This is a genomic window from Streptomyces sp. NPDC004126, assembly GCF_050275515.1.
GTDB lineage: Bacteria > Actinomycetota > Actinomycetes > Streptomycetales > Streptomycetaceae > Streptomyces.
Genome location: NZ_JBNNPF010000041.1, coordinates 15,322 through 38,002, shown reverse-complemented (window position 1 = coordinate 38,002; position 22,681 = coordinate 15,322). Strand labels below are relative to the sequence as shown.

Annotated in this window: 18 protein-coding genes; 8 read left to right on the top strand and 10 right to left on the bottom strand. The window is 72.0% G+C overall.

Annotated elements, in window-relative coordinates; translation table 11 throughout:
• Nucleotides 1–365: 365 nt before the first annotated feature.
• Both ACQKM2_RS30330 and ACQKM2_RS30325 read left to right on the top strand, forming a co-directional pair.
• Nucleotides 366–1,448, top strand: a complete 1,083-nt coding sequence (locus ACQKM2_RS30330; RefSeq protein ID WP_427715255.1) for a sugar phosphate nucleotidyltransferase — start codon at nucleotides 366–368, stop codon at nucleotides 1,446–1,448.
• Between the two features lie 113 nt (nucleotides 1,449–1,561).
• Complete coding sequence (locus ACQKM2_RS30325) at nucleotides 1,562–2,278, top strand: polyprenol monophosphomannose synthase (RefSeq protein WP_427715320.1); 717 nt, start codon at nucleotides 1,562–1,564, stop codon at nucleotides 2,276–2,278.
• 83 nt (nucleotides 2,279–2,361) lie between these two features.
• Here ACQKM2_RS30325 and ACQKM2_RS30320 read toward each other — a convergent pair whose 3' ends face one another.
• Nucleotides 2,362–3,684, bottom strand: coding sequence for an LCP family protein (locus tag ACQKM2_RS30320; protein ID WP_427715252.1), 1,323 nt, complete (start codon nucleotides 3,682–3,684; stop codon nucleotides 2,362–2,364).
• A 106-nt stretch (nucleotides 3,685–3,790) separates the two neighbouring features.
• Between ACQKM2_RS30320 and ACQKM2_RS30315 the strand changes: the two genes are divergently transcribed.
• Together ACQKM2_RS30315 and ACQKM2_RS30310 are read left to right on the top strand one after the other, a co-directional pair.
• Nucleotides 3,791–4,327 carry an acyl-CoA thioesterase gene (locus tag ACQKM2_RS30315; RefSeq protein WP_427715251.1) on the top strand — a complete coding sequence of 179 codons (537 nt, stop codon included), beginning with the start codon at nucleotides 3,791–3,793 and terminating at the stop codon, nucleotides 4,325–4,327.
• A 118-nt stretch (nucleotides 4,328–4,445) separates the two neighbouring features.
• On the top strand, nucleotides 4,446–5,966 hold the full coding sequence (locus ACQKM2_RS30310; RefSeq protein ID WP_427715248.1) for a glycosyltransferase family 39 protein: 1,521 nt from the start codon (nucleotides 4,446–4,448) through the stop codon (nucleotides 5,964–5,966).
• 19 nt (nucleotides 5,967–5,985) lie between these two features.
• On the opposite strand, the gene ACQKM2_RS30305 is transcribed toward ACQKM2_RS30310, so the two are convergent.
• From ACQKM2_RS30305 to ACQKM2_RS30285, 5 genes are all read right to left on the bottom strand, one after another.
• Nucleotides 5,986–7,377, bottom strand: coding sequence for an LCP family protein (locus ACQKM2_RS30305; RefSeq protein ID WP_427715317.1), 1,392 nt, complete (start codon nucleotides 7,375–7,377; stop codon nucleotides 5,986–5,988).
• Between the two features lie 391 nt (nucleotides 7,378–7,768).
• Nucleotides 7,769–9,313, bottom strand: coding sequence for an LCP family protein (locus ACQKM2_RS30300; protein WP_427715314.1), 1,545 nt, complete (start codon nucleotides 9,311–9,313; stop codon nucleotides 7,769–7,771).
• Between the two features lie 329 nt (nucleotides 9,314–9,642).
• Complete coding sequence (locus tag ACQKM2_RS30295; RefSeq protein WP_427715247.1) at nucleotides 9,643–11,379, bottom strand: LCP family protein; 1,737 nt, start codon at nucleotides 11,377–11,379, stop codon at nucleotides 9,643–9,645.
• Nucleotides 11,380–11,602: 223 nt separating this feature from the next.
• Nucleotides 11,603–12,895, bottom strand: coding sequence for an LCP family protein (locus ACQKM2_RS30290; RefSeq protein WP_427715245.1), 1,293 nt, complete (start codon nucleotides 12,893–12,895; stop codon nucleotides 11,603–11,605).
• Between the two features lie 170 nt (nucleotides 12,896–13,065).
• A complete protein-coding gene (locus ACQKM2_RS30285) occupies nucleotides 13,066–13,815 on the bottom strand; it encodes a TIGR03089 family protein (protein WP_427715243.1) in 750 nt (249 codons plus the stop codon).
• A 140-nt stretch (nucleotides 13,816–13,955) separates the two neighbouring features.
• Here ACQKM2_RS30285 and ACQKM2_RS30280 point away from each other — a divergent pair, with 140 nt between their 5' ends.
• Nucleotides 13,956–15,404 carry a peptidoglycan recognition protein family protein gene (locus tag ACQKM2_RS30280; RefSeq protein ID WP_427715241.1) on the top strand — a complete coding sequence of 483 codons (1,449 nt, stop codon included), beginning with the start codon at nucleotides 13,956–13,958 and terminating at the stop codon, nucleotides 15,402–15,404.
• A gap of 480 nt (nucleotides 15,405–15,884) precedes the next feature.
• Here ACQKM2_RS30280 and ACQKM2_RS30275 read toward each other — a convergent pair whose 3' ends face one another.
• Nucleotides 15,885–16,055: a hypothetical protein gene (locus ACQKM2_RS30275; RefSeq protein WP_427715239.1), complete on the bottom strand. Its 171-nt coding sequence runs from the start codon at nucleotides 16,053–16,055 to the stop codon at nucleotides 15,885–15,887.
• Between the two features lie 334 nt (nucleotides 16,056–16,389).
• Between ACQKM2_RS30275 and ACQKM2_RS30270 the strand changes: the two genes are divergently transcribed.
• From ACQKM2_RS30270 to ACQKM2_RS30260, 3 genes are all read left to right on the top strand, one after another.
• On the top strand, nucleotides 16,390–17,148 hold the full coding sequence (locus tag ACQKM2_RS30270; RefSeq protein ID WP_427715312.1) for a GntR family transcriptional regulator: 759 nt from the start codon (nucleotides 16,390–16,392) through the stop codon (nucleotides 17,146–17,148).
• Nucleotides 17,149–17,236: 88 nt separating this feature from the next.
• Nucleotides 17,237–17,683 carry an NUDIX hydrolase gene (locus ACQKM2_RS30265; protein WP_427715309.1) on the top strand — a complete coding sequence of 149 codons (447 nt, stop codon included), beginning with the start codon at nucleotides 17,237–17,239 and terminating at the stop codon, nucleotides 17,681–17,683.
• 514 nt (nucleotides 17,684–18,197) lie between these two features.
• Nucleotides 18,198–19,205, top strand: coding sequence for a DNA-3-methyladenine glycosylase family protein (locus ACQKM2_RS30260; RefSeq protein WP_427715236.1), 1,008 nt, complete (start codon nucleotides 18,198–18,200; stop codon nucleotides 19,203–19,205).
• Between the two features lie 6 nt (nucleotides 19,206–19,211).
• Here the strand turns inward: ACQKM2_RS30260 and ACQKM2_RS30255 are convergent, their stop codons facing one another.
• The 3 genes from ACQKM2_RS30255 to ACQKM2_RS30245 are packed head-to-tail and all read right to left on the bottom strand — an operon-like array spanning nucleotide 19,212 to nucleotide 22,040.
• Entirely contained in the window at nucleotides 19,212–20,507 is a 1,296-nt protein-coding gene (locus ACQKM2_RS30255; RefSeq protein ID WP_427715234.1) for a coenzyme F420-0:L-glutamate ligase, read from the bottom strand.
• Nucleotides 20,504–21,463 carry a 2-phospho-L-lactate transferase gene (gene cofD, locus ACQKM2_RS30250; protein WP_427715232.1) on the bottom strand — a complete coding sequence of 320 codons (960 nt, stop codon included), beginning with the start codon at nucleotides 21,461–21,463 and terminating at the stop codon, nucleotides 20,504–20,506. Before cofD ends, ACQKM2_RS30255 begins: the two co-directional genes overlap by 4 nt.
• 13 nt (nucleotides 21,464–21,476) lie before the next feature.
• Nucleotides 21,477–22,040 carry a cysteine dioxygenase gene (locus ACQKM2_RS30245; RefSeq protein ID WP_427715229.1) on the bottom strand — a complete coding sequence of 188 codons (564 nt, stop codon included), beginning with the start codon at nucleotides 22,038–22,040 and terminating at the stop codon, nucleotides 21,477–21,479.
• Nucleotides 22,041–22,681 lie beyond the last annotated feature (641 nt).

Below are 22,681 nucleotides of genomic sequence, written 5' to 3'. Positions count from 1 at the left end.
TCCGTACACCCTCCTTTGTAACGATTCCGATCCAGCGGGCGGCCGGGCCGCGACCGCACGCCCCCGGCGGGCGGCGGCGCCCCGCCCGAGGAGGAGCCCCTCCGCCGTCCCGCACGGCCCGCGGGGCGCGGGCGGATCTCGCGGGCGGGCTTTCGCCGCTGAGCAGCGGGTCTTCGGCCGCGCGGCCGGCACGCCGTACATATAGAGGGGACAAACGGGTCCCCGCGCCCGCCCGGAGTGCGGAACCCGCCGTAACCGGAACGTTGCCGGAGGCGGCCCGCACGGCCCGCCTCCGGGCTTTGCACCGCCCGGGATGGGCTAACTTTGAAGCTTCGTACGCCCGAACCGGTTGGGGAGAGAACAAAATGACGGAAGCGATCCTGCTGGTCGGCGGGCAGGGGACGCGACTGCGCCCCGTGACGGTGAACACCCCCAAGCCGATGGTTCCGGCAGCGGGCGTCCCGTTCCTCGCCCACCAGATAGCCAGGGCCGCCGCCGCCGGTGTCACGCACATCGTGATGGCCACCTGCTACCTCGCCGAGGTCTTCGAGCCCTACTTCGGCGACGGTTCCGACTTCGGCATCACCCTCGAATACGTCGTCGAGGACGAGCCGCTGGGCACGGGCGGCGCCATCCGCAACGCCGCCGAGCGCCTGACGGGCGGCCCGGACTCCCCGGTCCTCGTCTTCAACGGCGACATCCTCACCGGTCTCGACATCGCCGGCCTGGTCGAGTCGCACCAGGCGGCCGACGCCGACGTCTCCCTGCACCTCGTACGCGTCGAGGACCCCCGCGCCTTCGGCCTGGTCCCCACCGACTCCGACGGGCGGGTGCTGGCCTTCACCGAGAAGCCGGAGACCCCCGAGGAGATCATCACCGACCAGATCAACGCCGGCTGCTACGTCTTCCGCCGCAGCGTGATCGACTCCATCCCGGCCGGCCGGGCGGTGTCCGTCGAGCGCGAGACCTTCCCCGGCCTGCTCGCCTCCGGCGCCAAGCTCCACGGCGTCACCGAGGACACCTACTGGCTGGACCTCGGCAAGCCCGAGTCCTTCGTCCAGGCCTCCGCCGACCTGGTGCGCGGCGTCGTCGCCTCCCCGGCCGTCCCCGGCCCGCGCGGCGAGGCCCTCGTGCTCCCCGGTGCCGAGGTGGCGGAGGGCGCCAAGCTCTCGGGCGGTACCGTTGTGGGTGCCGGCGCCCGGATCGAATCGGGTGCTGTCGTCCAGGGCTCCATCGTGCTGGACGGCGCGATCCTCGGCGCGGACACGGTGGTGAGCGCCAGCCTCATCGGCGCAGGCGCCTCGGTGGGAACGCGCACGGTGCTGACGGGCGCGGTCATCGGCGACGGCGCCGTCGTGGGGGCTGACAACGAACTTCGCGCAGGGGTGCGGGTGTGGTGCGAGGCTGAACTGCCGGACGCCGCCGTCCGTTTCTCCTCCGACCGGTGACCAACTTCAGTGAGGCACAACCTGTGATAGGCGAGCAGCAGACTCCCCGCCCGACCGACGTCGCAACCACCAAGCTCCCCGACACCTGGGCGGACACGCCGCTCACCGTGGTCATGCCCACCTACAACGAGGCGGGCAACCTGCCGGGCATGGTGGAGCTGCTCATGGGCCTCGACCAGCCGGGCCTGCGCCTGCTGATCGTCGACGACTCCTCGCCCGACGGCACCGGCAAGATCGCCGACGAGCTCGCCGAGGGCTTCCTCACCGAGGACGGCAAGCCCCGCATGTCCGTCCTGCACCGCACCGCCAAGGACGGCCTCGGCCGCGCCTACGCGGCGGGCATGGCCAAGGCCGTCGAGGACGGCGCCGAGTACGTCCTCCAGATGGACGCCGACGGCTCCCACCCGGCCGGCAAGATCGCCGAGATGCTGGGCGTCGCCCGCTCCACCGGCGCCGGTCTCGTCGTCGGCTCCCGCTACGTGCCGGGCGGCACCCTCTCCGACGCCTGGGGCGCGCACCGCAAGCTGCTCTCCCGCTGGGCCAACGCGTACGCGAGCACCATCCTCGGCACCCGCGTCCGCGACATCACCGGCGGCTTCAACCTGTGGAGCGCCGGCGCGCTCAAGGCGATCGACCTCGCGTCGATCGGCAGCGCCGGCTACAGCTTCCAGGTGGAGATGAAGTTCAAGGCCCTGCGCCGCGGCTTCCAGGTGATGGAGGTCCCGATCCACTTCGAGGACCGCACCGTCGGCGAGTCCAAGATGAACCTGGCCGTCCAGCTGGAGTCCATCGCCATGCCGTGGAAGCTCCGCGCCCGCGCCGGCAAGTAACGCACGGACGGACGACGAAGGAGGAGGGGCACCCCGCCCGGGGTGCCCCTCCTCCTTCGTTCCACCACCCGACGGGGGCCGGGTCACTGCCCCTTGACGGTCACCTTCTGGTCGTTCTGGATCTCCTTGACCAGCTGCTGCACCTTCGCCTTGTCCCAGACCAGGTTGCCGCCGCGCTGACCGGAGATCGGCATGTTCATCGACACGCCCTCACCGCCGCTGATGCCCTTCATCGCGAAGAACATCTGCCCCATGTCCCACAGCCCCATGTCCTTGTCCACGATCAGCGTGTCCAGGCCGGCGCCCATGACCGGGTACAGGGAGAAGGGGTTCAGGACCGTGCCCGGGGTGGCCGCCTGGCTGGCGAGCGCGGAGAGGAACTTCTGCTGGTTCTTCGTCCGCTGCAGGTCCGACTCGGCGAAGGCGTAGCGGGTGCGGACGAAGGCCAGCGACTGCTCGCCGTTGAGGGTCTGCTTGCCCGCCTTGAAGTCGGCGCCCGACTTCTCGTCCTTGAAGCCCTGCTCGATGTCCAGCTCCACCCCGCCGAGCGCGTCGACGATGTTCGCGAAGCCCGCGAAGCCGATCTCGGCGTAGTGGTCGATGCGCAGGCCGGTGTTGAACTCCACCGTCCGCACCAGCAGCTCCGGGCCGTCCTCCGCGTACGCGGCGTTGAGCTTGACCCGGCGCCCCTGCGAGGGGAACTTCTTGCCCGACTGGGAGCCGACGAAGGACGGGATCTCCACGTCCGAGTCGCGCGGCAGCGAGATCATCGTGTTCCCGCTGGAGCACTTCGCGAGGATCATCATCGAGTCGGTGCGCTTGCCCTCGGCGGAGCCCGTGTGGAGCTTCTTCTTCTCCTCGTCGGACATCCCCTCGCGGCTGTCGGAGCCCACGATCAGGTACGTGGTGCAGTCGCCCTCCTTCGGGCGCTCGATGACCTTCGACAGGTCCACCTCGCGGCGCACCTGCGAGTCCGCCCAGAAGTAGGTGCCGATACCGGTCACGAGGAGTACAGAGACCACCGCGATCGAACCGATCTTGATCCGCTTGCGCCAGTCCGGGGCCGGCCCCTGCGGCCTGCCCGGCCCGCCCGGCGGACGCTGGCCCGGCCCGCCGGGGCCCGCGGGACGCCCGTACACCTGGCCGGTGTTGTAGCCGCTGTCGAAGCCGGAGCCGGGACCCTGCGCCTGCTGCGGCACCCCGCGCCCCGGACGGCCGCCCGGCGGCGGGGCCTGCGGCGGGACCGGCGGACGCGCCGGGCGCTGCGGCTGCGGCTGCTGCGGCTGCCGCTGGACGTGGCGCATCCGCTGCGCACCGTCCGGCTGCGCCTGCCCGCTGCCGCGCCCGTACCCGTCATCGCGGCGGCCCCGCGCATCGCGCTCGCCGTACCCGTCCCAGTCACTCATGCGCACAAGGATGCCCGGCCGGGAGTACCGCCCGACACCCCGGGCCGTGCTTCGTACCGCGCCTGTTGCACACCTGATGCCTACGGGCCGCACTTAAGGTGGTTGCATGACACAGATACCGGACGCACCCGAGGGCAAGCCGATCTCGGCGTCCCGGACCACCCTCAGCCACATCATGACGGCCAACGACACCAACCTGCTCGGCACCGTGCACGGCGGCGTGATCATGAAGCTGGTCGACGACGCCGCCGGCGCCGTGGCCGGGCGGCACTCCGGCGGCCCCGCCGTCACCGCCTCCATGGACGAGATGGCCTTCCTCGCCCCCGTCCGCGTCGGCGACCTGGTCCACGTCCGGGCGCAGGTCAACTGGACCGGACGCACCTCGATGGAGGTCGGCGTGCGCGTCCTCGCCGAGCGGTGGAACGAGTCGAGCCCCGCCACCCAGGTCGGCAGCGCCTACCTCGTCTTCACGGCGGTGGACTCCGACGGCAAGCCCCGCCGGGTCCCGCCCGTGATCACGGAGACCGAGCAGGACGAGCGCCGCTACCAGGAGGCGCAGATCCGCCGCACCCACCGGCTCGCCCGCCGGCAGGCGATCACCGAGCTGCGCGCGCGGCGGGCCGCCGAGGGCATCGAGGAGTGATCCATTCGGCTGCGGCAGTGACGCCCCCGTAGACTGCTGCGCTGACGTCCGACCACCCGTACGCAGCCGCGCCGCGACCGTCGAGCGCCCTGCCGCCCCCAGAAGGCGCTTCCACCCGATGACCTCCGCACGCACGCTGCCCGACTCCCCGGCCGGTGCGGCCGGGCGCCGAAGCGCCGGCTCGGACGAGGAGCCCGCGGCGCCCCGCCGGCTGCCGGCCCGCCTCGACTGGCTGTGGGCCGCCCTGCTGACCCTGGCCGTCGCCGCCTTCGGCATCGGCCGCGCCGAGCCCTGGCGGGACGAGCTCGCCAGCTGGAACGCCGCCTCGCGAAGCACCGGCGAGCTGATCGACATGCTGGAGCACGTGGACGCCGTCTCCGGCGCCTACTACCTCCTGCTGCACGGCTGGGTCTCCGTCTTCGGGGACTCCCTCGCCATGCTCCGGCTCCCGTCGGCGCTCGCCGTGGCCGGTGCCGCCGCCTTCACCGTCCTGACGGCCCGCACGCTCTTCGACCGCCGCACGGCCGTCTTCACCGGGCTGCTCTTCGCCTTCGTCCCGGCCGTGTCCCGGTACGGGCAGGAGGCGCGCTCGTACGCCTTCGTCGTGCTCGCCGTCAGCGCCGCGACCTGGCTGCTGCTGCGGGCGCTGGAGCGTCCGGCCCTGCGGCGCTGGGCCCCGTACGCCCTCGCCGTGGCGGCGGCCGGGCTGTTCCACGTCGTGTCCCTGCTGATCCTGCTGCCGCACGGCCTGATCGTGCTGCTGCGCTGGCGGCGGGACCGGCGCGGGCGCACGGTCGTCGCGTTCGCGGTGACGGTGGCCGCGGGCCTGCTGCCCGTGGTGCCGCTGGTGCTGCTGGGGCAGCGCCAGGTCACCCGGCAGATCAGCTGGATCAAGACCCCGCACCTGCGGAGCTTCGCCGACCTGTGGAGCAACCTCTTCAGCTCCCCGACGACCGGCCTCCTCCTCGCCGCGCTGGTGCTGCTCCCGCTCGCCTGGAGCCGGGGCCGGCGGCCCGCCGGGGAGCTCCTGCTGACCGGCGCGGCCCCGATCGTGGCCGCCTGGGTGGTCTCGCAGGGCAGCACCTCGTACTTCATGGACCGCTACCTGCTCTTCACCGTGCCCGCCTGGGTGGTGCTCGCGGCCGCCGCGCTGGCCGCGCTGCGGCCGCGGCGGGCCGGCGTGCTCGGGCTGGCCGCGCTGATCGTCCTCGGCCTTCCCGACCAGCGGCAGATGCGCACCGAGTGGGCCAGGGTCGACCAGGACGGCCAGGCCGCCGCGAAGATCATCGCCAAGGGCTACCGGCCCGGGGACGGGTTCGTGCCGGTCCGCGGCGACGACCGGGTGTTCATGATCGACTTCCAGGTGGAGTACTACCTGCCGGACCGCGTCCACCTCCGGGACGTCTTCGCGGAGCGCTCCGCGCTGGAGCGCGACGACCTGTTCCCGAAGGAGTGCGCCCAGCCCGTCCAGTGCCTGCGCGGCACCCCCCGGGTGTGGGTGGTGACCTGGAGCGGCACGGACAACCCGTACCACAAGCTCCCCAAGGGGCAGGCCGAAGCGCTGCGCAGCCACTACAAGGTGGTCGAGAGCAAGACGGTGCGCGGCCTGACGGTCTCCCTGCTGGAACGCGCCGCTTAGCCGGCGTCCGCGGCCACGGCTACGGCCCGCACACCACCTGGTCGCCGGTGACGGCCTGGGCCCCGCCGTCCTGGTAGGGGTCCTCGGCCCGCACCGGCACCACCTTGCGGTACTCCGAGCCGGCCGTCACCAGCACCGTGCGGCCCTGCCCGGCGACCGCGCGCAGCTCGCTGCCCGGCAGCGCGGCCGCCACCGTGCGGGCGGAGCGGTCCCAGCGCGGGTCGTACGCGATCACCGTGCGCCTCACGTCGCGGCTGGCGGCGTTGCCCGGGGCGCGGGTGGTGTCGAAGCCGGTGGCGCGCAGGGCCTCGTCCACCCGGCCGCCGAGCCCGTCGATCCGCGTCCCGTTCTCCACCTGGACCCGGACCTGCTGCGGCGGCACGTCCACCGGCACGGCGGCGGGCCGCTGCCGCCCGCCGGCGCCCCCGCCGGGCCGGGGCGGGGCGAGCGGCCGGTCCTGGCGCAGCGCCTCGAAGAGCCGGGCCGCCTTCGGCCCGTCCCACTTCACCGTCGAGCCGATGCCCTTGACCGGGTACGAGGCGTCCCCGACCGGCACCGAGGCGAACTCGGACGAGGAGGGCGTGAAGCCGCGCATGGCCTGGCCGAGCGCCAGCATCTGCTCCGACCCGAAGTCGCGGTCGGCCCGCACCGAGCCCAGCAGGGTCGAGCTGACCTCCTTGAACTTCACCGGGTTGAGCAGCACCCCGCCCCCGGTGGCCTGTTTGACGAGGGCGGCGACGAACCGCTGCTGCCGCTGCATGCGGCCCAGGTCGGAGGCCCCGTCGACATGGCGGGAGCGGACGTACTGGAGGGCCTGGCCGCCGCTGAGCCGGTGCGTGCCGGGCAGCAGGTCCAGGCCGGTGTTCTGGTCGTGCAGCGCCTTGACGGTGCAGATCTCCACGCCGCCCATCGCGTCCACGGTCTTCATGAAGCTGCTGAAGTCCACCTCCAGGTAGTGGTCGATCTTGACCCGGGTCATGTTCTCCACGGTGCGCACGGTCAGGTTCGGCCCGCCCTCGGCGTAGGCGGCGTTGAGCTTCACGGGGTGCGGCCGGTGCGGTTTGCCGGTCACCGGGTCGCGGTGGGCGGGCAGCTCGGCGTAGCTGTCCCGGGGCAGGCTGACGACGCTGGCCCGTTCCCGGTCGGCGGAGAGGTGCACCAGCATGATCGTGTCGGTGCAGTGGCAGGGGGCGCCGCCGAGCCGGAACGCGCGCTTCTCCTCCGGGGTGATCCGGTCGCGGCCGTCGGTGCCGACGAGCAGGAAGTTCATGCCGTGCCCGGCCTGCGGGCGGTTCTTCATGTCCTTGAAGGGGTCGACCCGTTCGATCCCGGTGTCCAGGCCGGTCATCACCGCGTGCCCGACCGCCCCGGACCCCAGCACCACCAGCGACATCCCGGCCGCGATCCGCACCCCCCACCGCGGCCGGCCGTCCCGGCGCCGGCCCCGGCGGCCGCCGCCGCGCGCACGCTGCGGCTGGGAGGGCCGGGCGGGTGGGGTGGGACGGTGCGGCTGGGGCACGGTGGACACCTCCGCGGGGGACAGCACGGGGACGGAGCCGGCGGTTCGCTCACGGTGCTGACCGGCCGGCACATCGGGCAGATTTTTCAGAACAGTAGGCCCATACGATCAGCCGCTGTCCGTACCGCTCGTCCGCCGCGCACCCGTTTCCCCCGTACGCGGTAACGAGACACCGATACCCGACCGTGAAGGTCTGACACCGCCGCGGGAACCGGAAACGGCGCAAGGGGTGACCCGGTCCTCCACGGACCGCGTCACCCCTTGCGCGTTCGACCGGGCCAGCTCACCACCGGTACGGCTTGTAGACCTCCATGCAGGCCCCGGTGTCCGAACCGTTGAGGGCGTCGGCCGAGTCCGGCACGGAACCGGCCTCCGGCGGCGCCTGCTGCGGGTAGACGGCGCCGTCGCGCCAGTCGCCGCCCACGACCAGGGTGATCTTGGAGACGTCCGCCGACTGCTGCACTGCGGTGCCCGGGATGCCCATGGCCGCCGCCACGCTCTGCGCCTCGTCGGCCAGGTCGGGGGACGGGTAGCGCACCACGGTGGCCTTCTCCGGGGTCAGCGCGCTGTCCGCGCGGGCCCCCGTGAAGCCCTTGGAGACCAGGGCCTCGGCCACCACGTTCGCCCGCCGGGGCGCCAGCGGCATCTTCTCCACGGCGGTGCCGTTGACCACGTCCACCTGGATCTTGTCCGGCGCGGTCGACGGGGCCGCGGACGGCGCCTGGCCCGGCTGGGACGGCTGGCCCGACGGCGCGGGCTGGCCCGGCTGCGAGGCCCCGGGGGAGGGCGAGGCCGACGCGGCCGGCGCGGACGCCGAGGGGCTCTCCGGGGTGGTCGGAGTGCCGTTCTTGTCGAAGGCCACGTCCTTGCGGAGCATCGTCCACAGCTTGTCGGCGTCCGCCGGGTTCACCACGAGCCGGTCAGGGTCCGAGGGGTCCTGGAAGGTCGGCATCGTCGTCATCGTGATGCGGTTGGTCGGCACGTCCTTGAGCTGCATGGCCAGGTTGTAGAGCTTCTTGACCGAGCCGATCTCCTCCGAGACCTCCAGCGCCTTGGTACCGGCCTCGGCCAGCGCCGTGATCCGGCCGACGTCGGTGAAGGCGTTCTGGCTCTTGAGCTCGCGCATCATCGAGTTCATGTACATGTGCTGGGCCTGCGCCCGGCCCAGGTCGCTGCTGAACGCGTGCCGGGTGCGCAGCCACTGCAGGGCCTGCTCGCCCTTGACCCGGGTGGTGCCCTTCTGGAGCTTGAGGCCGGAGCCGCCGCCGGAGGTGGCTATCGGCCGGTCCCAGACGTTGTCCTTGACGCAGACCGGCACGCCGCCGACCGCGTCGGCCATCTGCACCACACCGGAGAAGTCGATCATCATCCAGTGGTCGATGTAGACGTTGGTCAGCTTCTCCCACGTGGCCAGCGTGCAGCCGGGGCCGCCCCGGCCGAGCGACTCGTTGATCATCGCCCGGGTCTTCTTGAACTTCTCGCCGGTCTTCGGGTCCGTGCACTCGGGTATTTCGAGCCGGGTGTCGCGCGGGACGCTCACCACGGAGGCGTTCTCCCGGTCGGCCGACACGTGCAGCAGCATCTGCACGTCCGCGAGCGGGGGGTTGCCCACGGTGTCGCGGCTGCCGCCGAGTTCGACGTTCTCCGGCTTGTTGCGGCTGTCCGAGCCGATCAGCAGGATGTTCAGCGGCCGCTGGCCCTTGGCGTTGGCGTGGGTCTTCTCCACGCCGCTCTCGCCGCTCAGGCGCTGCCCGCTGCGGATGTTGCCGTCGAGGTGACGGTAGTAGAGGTACCCGGCCGCCGACGTCCCCAGGATCAGGAACGCCATGACGGACGCCACCCAGAACAGCACCCGGCGGCGCCGCCGCCGCACCGGGATCCCGCCTTCCGCGGGCCGGTCCGTACCCGAGCCCTTCCGGGGCGGGGGCACCGATGCGGAGGTCTTCCGCTCGTCGTCGGATATGCCGTCGGCGGCCTGGTCGGGCGCCCCCTCCCCCCGCACGCTGCTGTGCTTCACGCGTCCCCCCTCAAGATCACTACTGGTCGGTGTGGTGCCGGTCCTACCGGCTACCGCCCGTCATACGCCGGCCGGTCGAAAGATCGGTGGTGCTGGTGCGTGCGTGCCTAACAGCCGTCCGCCCCCGTGGCGCGGACCGCTCACTTCGCGCAGACCGCCTTGTCCGCCTCGACCCGCTGGAGCCCCTCGGGCGCCTGCTGCGCGGCCTCCGGCGCGCCGAGCGGCTTCCCGGGCTCCTTGAAGTCGGAACCCAGCGTCAGCTTCATCGGCGTCCTCGGACCCGCGTCCACGGAACCCATCTTCAGCGCGGCACCGGACAGCCCCATCATGTCCGCCAGCGCCCGGGCCTGGTCGGCCTGGTTCGGGGCGAACTCCAGCTGGGTGGCGCCCAGCCGGGTGGAGGCGTTGCCGTGGTTCCCGGCCTTGAGGACGCCCTTGCTGTTCTGCAGCCAGGTCAGGGTAGTGGAGGCCGATCCCGGCGGCCCACCGCCGTTGTACACGTCCACCCGGACGTCACCCGCGGGCGCGCGGCTGCCCTGCAGCACCGCGTCCTGCCGGGCCTTGGCGTCGGCGTCGGCCGCTTCCTTCGCCGCCGCCTCCTTCTTCTCGACCTCGGTGAGCGAGACGTCCGCGCGGATCATCCGCAGCAGCTCCTCGGCGGGCGCCGCGTTGAGGACCACGGTCGACTTGCGGTTCACCGGCTCGTTCGGGTTGTCGAGCACCGGGAGCGTGGTGAAGGTGATGTTCTTGAGGTTCATGTCCTTCAACTCACCCGCGAGGTCGGTGAGCTTCCCGATCGACCCCAGCCCCTGGTCCACCGTCAGCGACTTGGTGGCCGCCTCCGCCAGCGACACGAACTTCTTCGGACTGGTCAGCGTCTCCTTGGACTTCATCTCCCGCATCATCGAACCCAGGAACTGCTGCTGGGTCTTGATCCGGTCCAGGTCGCTCTCGTTGCCGAACGCGTGCCGCGTCCGCACGAAGGCCAGCGCCTGCTCGCCCTGGAGGCGGTGCTCGCCCGCCTTCAGGTTCAGCTTGGAATCGCGGTCGTTGACGTCCTTCTCCACGCAGACGGGCACCCCGCCCACCGCCGTGCTCAGGTTCTTCACCGCGTTGAAGTCGACCATCATGAAGTTGTCGACCTCGATGCCGGTCAGCTGCTTGACCGTGCGCATCGTGCAGCCCGGGTCGCGCCCCTCCTGCCCCAGGCTGTTGTTGAAGCGGGTCCCCTTGGTGCCCGCGATGTCCTTCACCGAACCGTTCGACTGCTTCGTCGGGCAGGCCGGGATGTCGGTGATCAGGTCGCGCGGGATGGACAGCGCCGTCGCGTTGGTGCGGTCCTTGGACACGTGGAAGAGGATCGTGGTGTCGGCGTGCCCGACGCTCTCCGCGTCCCCGTAGCCCTCGTTGCCCTTGCCGCTGCGCTTGTCGGTGCCGATCACCAGGATGTTGATCGGCTGGTCCTTCTTGAAACCGGCGCCCGCGCCACCGGTGTCGATGACCTTCAGGTTGCCGTTCAGGTGCTCGTAGTAGAGGTACGAGCCCAGCCCGCCGCCGACCAGCAGCAGCGCCAGCGTCCCGCCCGTCGCCACCAGCACCTTGCGCCGCCGGGGTGGACCGCCGCCCTTGCGCGGACGCCCGCCGCGCCGCCCGCCGGGCAGGCCTTCGCCGCGGCGGGGCTTGGGTACGGCCGGGGAGGGAGCGGTCGGCGCGGAGGGAGCCGTGGCGGTCCTGCGGGATCTGCGGGGCGCGGCGACCGTGTGCTGCTGCGCAGCGGAATGGCCCAGTCGCAGTTCGTAGTTGCCGGTGCGGGGATTGAGCACCCACTGGTCTGCGGGGTCGATCTCGTCCGCCCGCCCACGGCTTTGCGCATCCACGGTTGTTCGAATCCTCCGTCGGTGCTTCGCGACGCGCCTCCCCCCAGGCGCGCGGTCAACGATCCGGCTGCTGGTGCAAGGCCCCTGTCACGGCCGGTGCACCGGATCGCTCACCTTATCCGGCCAGGTCAGCCCCAAACCATGCTGGTGACAAAATCCACTCTCTCTATAACGGGCCAAACCACCCATCGGGCTCGGCCGGACCCCGGGCTTTTGGATTGCTTTACCGGCAGCCGGCCGCGGCCGCCGTGGTTCCCGTGAAAGTCGGCACCGGCGTGACCCCCACGGGGCTTCCGCTTCTGGTCGGCGACGGCTCCGGCGAGGCCGCCGCCGGGCCGGTCGCCGTGGCCGGTCCGGCGCCCTCCCGGACCGGCTCCGAGGACCCCGCACGAGGCTCCGGATCAGGTTCCGGATCCGGCTCCCGCCGGACCTGCGCATCCGGCTCCGCAGAGGTGATCGTCAGCGGCCGGTCCATGCGCAACTGCTGGAACAGCCGGGCCGCGTCCGGCTCGACGAGCTCGTCCCGATTCGGATCCGCCGCGTACGGGCGACGCGGCACCGTCAGGAACTTGACCTGATCGGTCGGTATGTCCCGTACACCCCGTACGAGTTCATACAGGCCCCGCAGCGACGCCAGCCCCGGATCGGTGGTCACCGACGAGGTGGCCGCGTCCAGCAGCGGATACAGCCGCGCCGGGTTCAGCAGCACCCCGTTGCTCTTCACCTTCTCCACCAGCGAGCCCAGGAACTGCTGCTGGCGCTCCATCCGTTCGGTGTCACTGCCGTCACCCAGGCCGTACCGCGCCCGGACGAACCCGAGCGCCTGCTCGCCCCGGAGCAGCTGCCGCCCCGCCGGGAGCCTGAGGTGCGCCTCCTCGTCCACGACCGGCCGCTCCAGGCACACCTCGACCCCGCCGACCGCGTCGACCATCTTCTTGAACCCGCCGAAGTCCACCACCATGTGGTGGTCGATCCGGATCCCGGTCAGCCGTTCGACCGTACGGATCGTGCAGGCGGCCCCGCCCCACTGGAACGCCCAGTTGAACTGCGCGAACCGCTCACCGGTCCGGGTGCCGTCCGGCTTCAGACAGCTCGGGACCTCCGCCATCAGGTCCCGTGGTATCGACACCGCCGTCGCGCTCCCGCGGTCCGCCGGCAGGTGCAGCAGGATCGTGGTGTCCGAACGCTGGGTGCCCTCGTCCTGCCCGTAGCGCGAGTTGGCCGTGCCCGACCGGGAGTCCGAGCCGATCAGCAGGATGTTCTGGGCGCCGGCCCCGAAGTGCGCCGGGCGCTCGCGCTCGTAGCGCCGCAGCTCCGCCTCCGCGGAGGTGTCCTCCGTGATGTTCCCGTCGAGCTTGGCGTACACCCACCAGCCCGCCGCCGCCCCCGCCAGCACCAGCAGCACCAGCCCCAGCCCCACCCAGCGCAGCAGCCGCCGCCGGCGCCCGTGCGGAGGCCTCCCACTGCCTCCGTCGACCCCGGCGCCGAACGGTATGCCCGCGCCGCTGCCCGTCACTCGCGCTCCGTCCCCTCACCCTGCCGGCGACCGGCCGTACGGGTGAGCACGGCCTGGAGCCGATCCTGCCCCCGGGCGGCGTCGAAGGCCCGGGGACAGGGGTCGGGCAAGGGCCATGCGGGTGACAAATCGCGGCACGGCCGCCGCGCAGCCCCCGGGAGGGCGTGCCGTCAGACCCGGAGGGTGACGCGCTCGCTCTCGACGCGCTGCTCCAGCGCCTGCGGCGACAGCGCGTCCAGGTTCCGGCACAGCACCACGGAGCCGCCCGTGGCCAGCGCCCCGTACAGCCCGGCCGACAGCCCCTCCCAGCTGTCGTAGCCGAGGCCCGACAGCACCCGGGCACCCTCGCCGGCGCCCCGGCCGGCCGCGTCCGCCCGCGCCCGCTCGACCACCTCCGCGTAGCTGAGCTCCTCGCCGCCCACCACCAGGCCCGGGCCGTCGGCGTCGACCGGCGCGAAGGGGGCGAACCGGTCGCCCTGCCCCGGCACCTCCACCGCGTAGTCCGCGAACCCGGCCGGCGGCTGCGGGAACCGCCCGCCCAGCGGACGCAGCGCGAGCGCGACCCGCTCCCCGGAACAGGCCCGGGCCTCCTCCAGGGTGTCCGGCCCGCTCACCACCAGGTCGGCACCGGCGGGATCCCCGCCCACCTCGGCCACCACCCCGACGGACGCACAGGCGAGCAGCCACACGGCGCTCTGCCAGTGCGCCGGGAGCAGCAGCGCGAGCCGGTCGCCCGGCTCGGCGCCCAGGTCGCCCTGGAGCAGATTGGCGGTCTTGGCCACCCAATTGGCGAAGGTGGCGACGGACAATTCGACGCGCTCGCCCGTGGCGTCGTCGTAGAAGGTCACGAGCGGGCGGCCCGGATCGGCGGCGAGCGCGGATCGCAGCAGGTCGGCAGGGGTGCGGTCAGTGGCGTTCACCCGGCCCAGCGTACGCGGGCCCGTCCCCCGTACGGCGGGTGGCGGCTCGCCCGTACGAGGGTCGGCGGCCGCACTGATCGTCGGACGGATCGTCAGTTCTCCGATGGCGCTTCGTGGAGGCTGTGCCCAGCATCGCTTCCATGCGCGGATTCCTTGCTTCCTCCATCGGCGTCGCGACGGCTGCCGCACTGGCCCTGCCGCTCGCGCTATCCACTCCTGCCCAGGCCGAGTCGGTCCCGGCGGACCCAGCCGGATCCACCCAGTCGCTGCCGCTCGTCCCCCTGGCGCCCTCGGGCGCCCGCATCCCCGGCGTGCCCGGCATGAGCACCGCACCGGACCCGGCCGAGACCCGGGGCCTGGCGGCGCGCGAGGTCAAGACGTTCTCGCTGGTCGGCCTCGTCTGGGACGACGTGACCACCCCGCTCGTCGGCAGCGTCCAGGTCCGTACCCGCGCGGTCGGCACACGGCAGTGGTCGGACTGGCAGGACCTCGACACCCACAACGGCGAACACGCCGCCGACCCCGACGCGACGGAACGCGGCACCGGCCGCGTCCGCGGCAGCACCGCCCCCCTGTGGGTCGGCGCCTCCGACGCCGTGGAGGTACGCGTCCAGGCGGAGACCGGCACCACCCGGTCGGCGTCCCGACTGCCGTCGGGCATGCGGATCGAACTCGTCGACCCGGGCTCGGCCGCGCCCGTGGCCGTCCTGGACGGCAAGAACGGCACCGGCACCACCACGACCCGCCCGGCACAGCGCCCCGCGGACGACCCGGATGACTTGGGCGACTCGGGCGACTCGGACGACGACAAGGGCGACACCGCGGTACAGACCGGCATGACCATGGAGATGGCGGAGGCCTCCTCCGCCAACCTCCCGCACGCCCCGCTCGGAGCCCTGGAGATCCCCGCCCTGAACAAGGCGGACTCCACGGCCGACGCCGTCTTCGCCAGCGACGGCGAACTCACCGCCGCCGCCGCGCCGTACATCGGCCCCCGCCCGAAGATCGTCACCCGTCGAGGCTGGGGCGCGGACGAGTCCCTGCGCGAGACGGGCTTCGTCTACACCAGCACCGTCAAGGCCGCCTTCGTCCACCACACCGCCTCCGGCAACAACTACGCCTGCAAGGACGCCCCGGCGGTGCTGCGCAGCCTGTACCGCTACCACGTGGTGAGCAGCGGCTGGCGCGACTTCGGCTACAACTTCGCCGTCGACAAGTGCGGAACGGTCTACGAGGGCCGGGCGGGCGGAGTCGCCAAGCCGGTGCTCGGCGCGCACACCATGGGGTTCAACGCGGACAGCATGGGCATCGCCGTGATCGGCACCTACACCTCCACGGCCCCGCCGGCCCCGGCGGTGGACGCCGTGGCCCGCCTGACGGCGTGGAAGCTGGGCCTCTTCGGGGCGGACCCGAGGGCGAAGACCACCCTCAAGTCGGGCGGCGGCAACCGCTACCCGAAGGGCAGCAACGTCAAGCTGAACGTCATCTCGGGCCACCGCGACGGCTTCGCCACCGAATGCCCGGGCCGCCTCCTCTACAACCAACTCCCCCCGACCCGCACCACATCGGCAAAGCTCCAGGGGCGGTAGGGGGTTGGAGGCGGGATCCCCCTGGACCGGATCAGGGAGGGTTTGGGGGTTTCCCGTCAGTCCCATCGTCCTTCCGTGTCGGGCCGTCCTGTCAAGGGCGCTCCCTTCGGTCGCGTCGCTTCGCGATGTCGCTGCGCTCCACCCTTGACAGGCCGTCCCGCCCCGGAATGCCGAAAGACTGCCGGGAAACCCCCAAAAGGAACGGTCACAGGGGGAGAGAGGCGAGAAGCGGTTCCGTCGGAGACGAGACGAGGGGCCGGGCGCCGGCACATCGGGCATCCGGCCCCTCAGATGTCGTGACTCCGGGCCGGGTGCGGGGCTACCCGCACGAGAGGCCGACCAGAGCAGCCCAGGGGGCCGAGGGGCGCGTCAGATCGCTACGCGCTCCTCATTTCTCAGCGTCCGACGACCGCCCGTGGCTGATACCCGCACCAGAGGACGAAAAGAGCACCCCAGGGAGCCGAGAGGCGCGTCAGATCGCTACGCGCTTCTCTGATTTCGGCGACCGTCGGCCGTCTGGGGCTGGTCGTAGGCGGGTTCGACGTTGGCCACGGCGGTGGTGAACTCACGACCCGATGCGCCCCGGATGTAGGCGAGCTCCATCCAGCGCTCGATGCCGGTGTCGGAGACGTTCTCGTAGCACTCACTCATCGGACGCCGCCTCGAACGTGTTGAGGAAGCGCTCCCAGCCGGCCTGTGCGCGGTCCAGGAGGTCTTCGCTGGGGTCTCCGACTCTGGCAGCCGTTCGGCAGGAGCAGTGATGGGCGAAGACCTCGGATCCTTCCGTACTGACGAACGTCAGACGCATACGGGTACACCTCTCCGTTGCGCTTCAGAGGCGGCATCTCTAGAGATGTTTCCAGTGAAGCCAATTCCCTCGTTCTCGTCAATAGGTCTCTAGAGACGTTCGCCTGCAAGGCTGATGCGTGCGGTGCCTTACCTCTGGCCCTAGGGTGTCTAGAGAGGAGAAGGAGTGATCGTTTCGATGACCAGCCAGGGCGGCACTCGCCAGCCGAAGTACCAGCGGATTGCCGACGCGCTGAGGGCGGCGATCCGGTCGGGCGAGTACGGCCCGGGCGACCGTCTGCCGGGCGAGAACGACCTCATGGCCACCTACGACGTCGCCCGGATGACCGCACGACAGGCCCTCGGCGTGCTCCAGAACGAAGGCCTCGCGGAGGCGCGCAAGGGCGCCGGCGTCTTCGTCCGGGCCTTCAGGCCCCTGCGACGGCACGGTATCCAGCGCCTCGCGCAGGAGCGGTGGGGGTCGGGACGCTCCATCTGGTCGACGGACAGCGAAGACCGAGAGCTCGTCGTCGATCAGGTCGAGGTGTACGTAGAGCCGTCAAGCGACGAGATCGCCGCAGCTCTCGGCGTTCCGGACGGGTCTGCGGTCTGGGTGCGCAGCCGTCGGTTCGTACTCGACGGCAAGCCGGTGCTCCTTGCGACGTCCTACCTGCCGTCAGACATCGTGGCCGACTCCGCCATCACTCAGCCTGAGACCGGACCTGGTGGCACATACGCAAGGCTGGCCGAGCTGGGCCACAAGCCCGTCCACTTCCGTGAGGAGGTCCGGTGTCGCATGCCTTCCGCCGACGAGGCCGAACATCTGGCCCTCTCCATGGGCACGCCCGTCATCGACATCGTCCGCACCGCGTTCGCCGAGGACGGCCGGGCCGTTGAGGTCAACGCAATGACCCTGGACTCCGCCTCCTACGTCCTGGAATACGACTTCAACGCCTAGCGCCGGACCCGGACGGCCGTCGGACTGCCGGGCATTCGGGCCCTCTACGCTCATGTCCATGAGTAACGGCGTCCCGTCGGGTAGGTCAATGCCACGTCATTCCGTGTCGGTTGCCGGGGTGGTGGTGCGTGATGACGGCCGACTGCTGGCCATCCGCCGAGCCGACAACGGGACGTGGGAGCCGCCAGGCGGTGTGCTGGAGCTGGCGGAAACCCCTGAAGACGGCGTGCGGCGGGAAGTGCTGGAGGAAACCGGCATCCACGTCGAAGTGGACCGGCTCACCGGTGTGTACAAGAACGTCACGGCCGGCGTGGTGGCACTGGTCTTCCGCTGCAAGCCTTCCGGCGGCACGGAACGCCTCTCCGGCGAAAGCACGGCAGTCCAGTGGCTCACACCCGACGAGGTGGCCGAGCGCATGTCCGAGGTCTACGCCATCCGACTCCTCGACGCCCTCGACGACAACCACCCCCACGTGCGAAGCCACGACGGACGTCAACTGCTGACAGAGCAGCCCCGGACGGTCGTCGGACGCTGAGACGTCAGGAGCGCGTAGCGATCTGATGCGCCTGTCGGCTGCCTGGGCTGGGCTTTTCGGCCTCTGGTGCAGGCATCAGCCCCAGGCGGTCGTCGGACGCTGAGATGCGAGGAGCGCGTAGCGATCTGACGCGCCTGCCGGACTCCTGGGCTGGTCTGGTCGGCCTCTCGTGCGGGTAGCCGCGCACCCGGCCCGGGACCACGACATCTGAGGGCCCGTATGCCCGGTCGGCCGGCGCCCGGCCCCTCGCCTCATCGCTGACGGAACCGTTTCTCGCTTCTCTCCCCCTGTGACCGTTCCTTTTGGGGGTTTCCCGGCAGTCTTTCGGCTTTCCGGTTCGGGTCGGTCGGTCAAGGGTGGCCGAAGGCCATCGCGAAGCGACGCGACCGGAGGGAGCGCCCTTGAGGGACCGGGCCGAAGCGGAAGGACGATGGGACTGACGGGAAACCCCCAAACCCTCCCCGATCCGGTCCAAGGGGATCCCGCCCCCACCCCACCCCGCTACGCTCGACGCATGGCCGGCCGGTTCACCCCCTCCACCCCCGTCACCCGGACCACCGTCCGCGGTGGGCATACCGCCGTACCCCCCGGCCTGGGGCGGCCCGCAAGCGCCGGCGGGAAGACCCGCAGCTGGAACCCCGGCGGCCCGCTGGACCTCGGGCTGGTGCTGGGGCCGCTGCGGCGGGGGCCCGGGGATCCGACGTTCCGGACCACCCCCGACGGTTCCGTCTGGCGGGCCACCCGCACCCCCGACGGCCCCGCCACGCTCCGCGTGGCCGCGACCCCCGACGGGGCCGACGCCGAGGCGTGGGGGCCCGGGCGGGACTGGCTGCTGGAGAACCTTCCCGCGCTGCTCGGGGCCGCCGACGATCCGGCCGTCTTCGTACCCCGGCACCGGCTGGTGCACGCCAGTCACCGCCGCCGTCCGGGGTTGCGGCTGACCCGGACCGGGCTGGTGCTGGAGTCGCTGATCCCGACCGTGCTGGAGCAGAAGGTCACCGCCGACGAGGCGTACCGGGCCTGGCGCCGCCTGGTCCGCCAGTACGGGACGCCCGCGCCCGGGCCGCTCGCGGGGGAGCTGTACGTGATGCCCGACGCCCGGGACTGGGCGCTGATCCCCTCCTGGGACTGGCACCGTGCCGGGGTGGACATGAAGCGTTCGGGCACCATCGTGCGGGCCGCCCGGGTGGCCGCGCGCCTGGAGGAGGCGGCCGCGATGGAGCCGGGGCCCGCCGCGGCCCGGCTGGAGGCGGTGCCCGGCATCGGGCCGTGGACCTCGGCGGAGACCCTCCAGCGCAGCAACGGTGCTCCAGACGCGGTGACCACCGGCGACCTGCACCTGCCCGGGATCATCGGCTACGCCCTCGCGGGCGAGCGGGACGCCGACGACGCCCGGATGCTGGAGCTGCTGGCCCCGTACGAGGGGCAGCGCCACCGCGCGGCCCGGCTCGTGCTGCTGGCGGGGCGCACCCCGCCCCGCCGCACGCCCCGGATGCCGCGCGGCGACATCGGCCTCCTCTAGGGAGTCCTACCGCACCTCGATGAAGGCCTCCGGCGTCCGCGCCGGCCGTTCGGCGGCGGGGGCTGCCGGGCGGCCGACCGCGACGGCCCCCATGGGGTCCCAGTCGTCGGGCAGCGCGAGCACCTTGCGCACGACGTCGCGGCAGAACATCGTCGAGGACACCCACGCCGAGCCGAGCCGCTCCCCGGCCAGGGCGACGAGGAAGTTCTGCACGCCGGCGCCCATGGCGACGACGAACATCTCCCGTTCGGCGGCGTCCCGCCGGGCGTGCCCGTAGTCGTGGGCGCCGTCGGTGACCATGCAGGGCACGACGAGGTACGGGGCGTTCCGCAGCACGTCGCCGCGGCGCACCCGCTTGGCGATGGACTCCTCGGACTTGCCGTCGCGCCGCAGGTCGGCGATCCAGGCGTCCCGCATCGCGTCGAGCAGTTCGAGGCGGGCGGCGGCCGACTCCAGCAGGACGAACCGCCACGGGGTGGTGTGGTGCGGTGCGGGGGCGGTGACGGCCGCGGCGACGGCTCGGCGTACGGCGCCGGGGTCGACGGGGTCGTCGGTGAAGGCGCGTACGGTGCGGCGCTGGGTGACGGCTTCCCGTACGGCTTCCGAGGTGCCGAGGCGGAACATGTCGTCGGCGGGCGCGCGGACCAGGTCGGCGGCGGTGGAGCCGTCGCCGAGTACGTGTCCGAGTCCGCGGACGACGGCGACGGGCAGTCCGGCGGCCTTGCCCTTGACGAGGTCGCCGGCGGCGGCGAGCTCGTCGGCGGTGGCCACTATGGTCGCGCTGAGCGGGTTGCCGTGGGCGTCGGTGCCGCCGCGCAGGTCGTCGAGTACGCGTACCCCGGCGGCGCCGATGGCGACGTCGGTCAGTCCGGAGCGCCAGGGCCGGCCGAAGGTGTCGGTGACGACGACGCCGACGTCGACGCCGAGCGCGGCCCGCAGTCCGGCGCGGATCGCGGCGGCCGAGGCGTCGGGGTCCTCGGGCAGCAGCAGGACGGTGCCGGGTTCGGTGTTGGAGGCGTCGACGCCGGCGGCCGCCATGACCAGTCCGCGGCGGTTCTCGGTGATCCGCAGTGTGCCGCGGCGTGCGACGACGCGTACGGTCTCGGCGTCGATGGCGTCCTCGCGGGAGTCGGCGCGGACGATGCGCCCCTCGGCCTTGGAGACGATCTTCGAGGTGACGAGGAGGACGTCCCCGTCGCGCAGGCCGGGCTCCGCGTCGGCGATGAGGCGGGCCAGGTCGTCGCCGGGCCGGACCTCGGGGATGCCGGGGACGGCCCGCACCTCGTAGGAGGGGACGGTCACCGGGCGGCCTCCGCGAGGTCCAGTGCGGCGCGGGCCATGGCGGCGGTGGCGTCGGTGTCGGTCATCATCAGCGGGACGGCCCGGCAGGGGATGCCGGCGGCTTCGACTTCGGTGACGGCCGCGGCGTCGGAGGTGTCGACGAGCCAGCCGTCGAGGAGGCCGGAGCCGTAGTGGCGGGCGACGGCGGCGGCGGTGGTTTCGACGCCGACGGCGGCGAGGACCTTGTCGGCCATGCCCCGTACGGGTGCTCCGCCGACGATGGGGGAGAGGCCGACGACGGGTGCCGGGGAGGCGGCGAGGGCCTCGCGGATGCCGGGGACGGCGAGGATGGTGCCGATGGAGACGACGGGGTTGGACGGCGGGAAGAGGATGACGTCGGCGCCGGCGATGGCGTCGAGGACGCCGGGGGCGGGCTTGGCCTGTTCGGCGCCGACGGGGACGACGGCTTCGGCGTCGAGGGAGGCGCGGAGCTTGACCCAGTACTCCTGGAAGTGGACGACGCGGCGTTCGCCGGTCTCCGGGTCGGTGACGGCGACGTGGGTCTCGACGCGGTCGTCGGACATGGGGAGCAGCCGGACGCCGGGCTGCCAGCGGTCGCAGAGGGCTTCGGTGACGGCGCTGAGCGGGTAGCCGGCGCCGATCATCTGGGTGCGGACGATGTGGGTGGCGAAGTCGCGGTCGCCGAGGCCGAACCAGGTGGGTCCGACCCCGTACGCCGCGAGTTCTTCCTTGACGGTGAAGGACTCGTCGGTGCGGCCCCAGCCCTGGTCCTCGTTGATGCCACCGCCGAGGGTGTACATCACCGTGTCCAGATCGGGGCACACCTTGAGCCCGAACAGGTGAATGTCGTCACCGGTGTTGCCGATGACGGTGATGTCCGCGTCGGGGACGGCGGACTTGAGTCCGCGGAGGAAACGGGCGCCGCCGATGCCGCCGGCCAGAACAACAATGCGCATACCCCGCAGTTTGTCAGGCGGGTACGTGCTCCTCGCGGGCCGGGGAGCAGCTGTGCATCGGCATCTCGGTCAGGCCGGGGAAGTAGACGTGCAGGCTGACGGCTCCGTCGAGGGTGTCGTTGACGACCTCGTGGGCGTAGCCGGGGGCGAAGACGCGCTGGGAGCCGGCGCGGTGGCTGAGCCGGCCGCGGGGGGTGTGCTCGGTGAGCTCGCCGTCGAGGACGGTGAGGATGCCGGAGGAGCGGCCGTGGTCGTGGAGGCCGCTGCCCTGGCCGGGGACCCAGCTGAGCAGCCAGACCTCGTAGCCGGGGCCGGTGCGCAGGCGGTGGTACCAGCGGGTGGTGGCGTCGTACTGGACGAGGTGTTCCCAGCTCGCGCGGTCCTCGGCGATGGACCGGGCGAGGCCGGCGAACTCGGCGACGGTGGCGGGGTGTTCGCGGGCGGGCTGGAGGAGGTGCTGGACGGCGAGGATGTCGCCGGCGATCTGGAGGTCGCTCTCGACGACGGCGGCCTGGGCGGTCGCGGGCGCGGAGGCGGCGGGCGCGGGGGTGGCGGAGGGTGCGGAGGCGCTGTTCATCGTGGGGGTGTCCTCGACGGGTGTCAGTCGTGCCGGGCGGTTGCTGTGGGGGAGTGGCCGGAGCGCAGCGGAGCCAGGGGCTCCGGGGGCATCAACAGCTGCAACAGCAACAGCGAACCTGGGCAGCGCACAGGAACCCACGAATGGGGGTCCGGGTGGCGGCTGCGGGCGCTGACATGAGGACAAGGAGACCGGGCGGAGGGCCGGACTGTCAACCCAATGTCCGGTTTGAGGGAAAAGTTTCACCTCATCCGGTTACTGTGCGCGGAGAAAGGTTTGTGCACCCGCAGCCAGGGGATGTGCCGCTCCGACTCAACGGGAACCGAGATCAAACCCGTCGGCGTCACTCGTGATCGGAATGTGATCTCGGCTGCATCTTCGGCCGAATCGCAACCCCTCCTCGGGGTGACGCGTCGACCTCGAACGAGGGCGGCAGCCGCGGACAGCCTGTGGCTTGTGTCACGATTTTTGGCGATATGAACACTTTCTGTATACGCTTGGTTCCGCAGAGTGAATAAGGGCCCCAATAGCAGATCTCGGCTTGACTGCACAGGAGCCACACACTTGTAATTTCACTCGTGTCGTTACTCGGCGATCAGTAACGGCAACATCACGGGGACGCACAGACAGAGCGAGGGGCG

Bases quoted from the DNA above. Each gene is read 5' to 3' on its own strand.
- ACQKM2_RS30330 (WP_427715255.1), top strand. From the start codon at position 366: ATGACGGAAGCGATCCTGCTGGTCGGCGGGCAGGGGACGCGACTGCGC.
- ACQKM2_RS30325 (WP_427715320.1), top strand. From the start codon at position 1,562: ATGCCCACCTACAACGAGGCGGGCAACCTGCCGGGCATGGTGGAGCTG.
- ACQKM2_RS30320 (WP_427715252.1), bottom strand. From the start codon at position 3,684: ATGAGTGACTGGGACGGGTACGGCGAGCGCGATGCGCGGGGCCGCCGC.
- ACQKM2_RS30315 (WP_427715251.1), top strand. From the start codon at position 3,791: ATGACACAGATACCGGACGCACCCGAGGGCAAGCCGATCTCGGCGTCC.
- ACQKM2_RS30310 (WP_427715248.1), top strand. From the start codon at position 4,446: ATGACCTCCGCACGCACGCTGCCCGACTCCCCGGCCGGTGCGGCCGGG.
- ACQKM2_RS30300 (WP_427715314.1), bottom strand. From the start codon at position 9,313: ATGGCGTTCCTGATCCTGGGGACGTCGGCGGCCGGGTACCTCTACTAC.
- ACQKM2_RS30280 (WP_427715241.1), top strand. From the start codon at position 13,956: ATGCGCGGATTCCTTGCTTCCTCCATCGGCGTCGCGACGGCTGCCGCA.
- ACQKM2_RS30275 (WP_427715239.1), bottom strand. From the start codon at position 16,055: ATGAGTGAGTGCTACGAGAACGTCTCCGACACCGGCATCGAGCGCTGG.
- ACQKM2_RS30270 (WP_427715312.1), top strand. From the start codon at position 16,390: ATGACCAGCCAGGGCGGCACTCGCCAGCCGAAGTACCAGCGGATTGCC.
- ACQKM2_RS30265 (WP_427715309.1), top strand. From the start codon at position 17,237: ATGCCACGTCATTCCGTGTCGGTTGCCGGGGTGGTGGTGCGTGATGAC.
- ACQKM2_RS30260 (WP_427715236.1), top strand. From the start codon at position 18,198: ATGGCCGGCCGGTTCACCCCCTCCACCCCCGTCACCCGGACCACCGTC.
- cofD (WP_427715232.1), bottom strand. From the start codon at position 21,463: ATGCGCATTGTTGTTCTGGCCGGCGGCATCGGCGGCGCCCGTTTCCTC.
- ACQKM2_RS30245 (WP_427715229.1), bottom strand. From the start codon at position 22,040: ATGAACAGCGCCTCCGCACCCTCCGCCACCCCCGCGCCCGCCGCCTCC.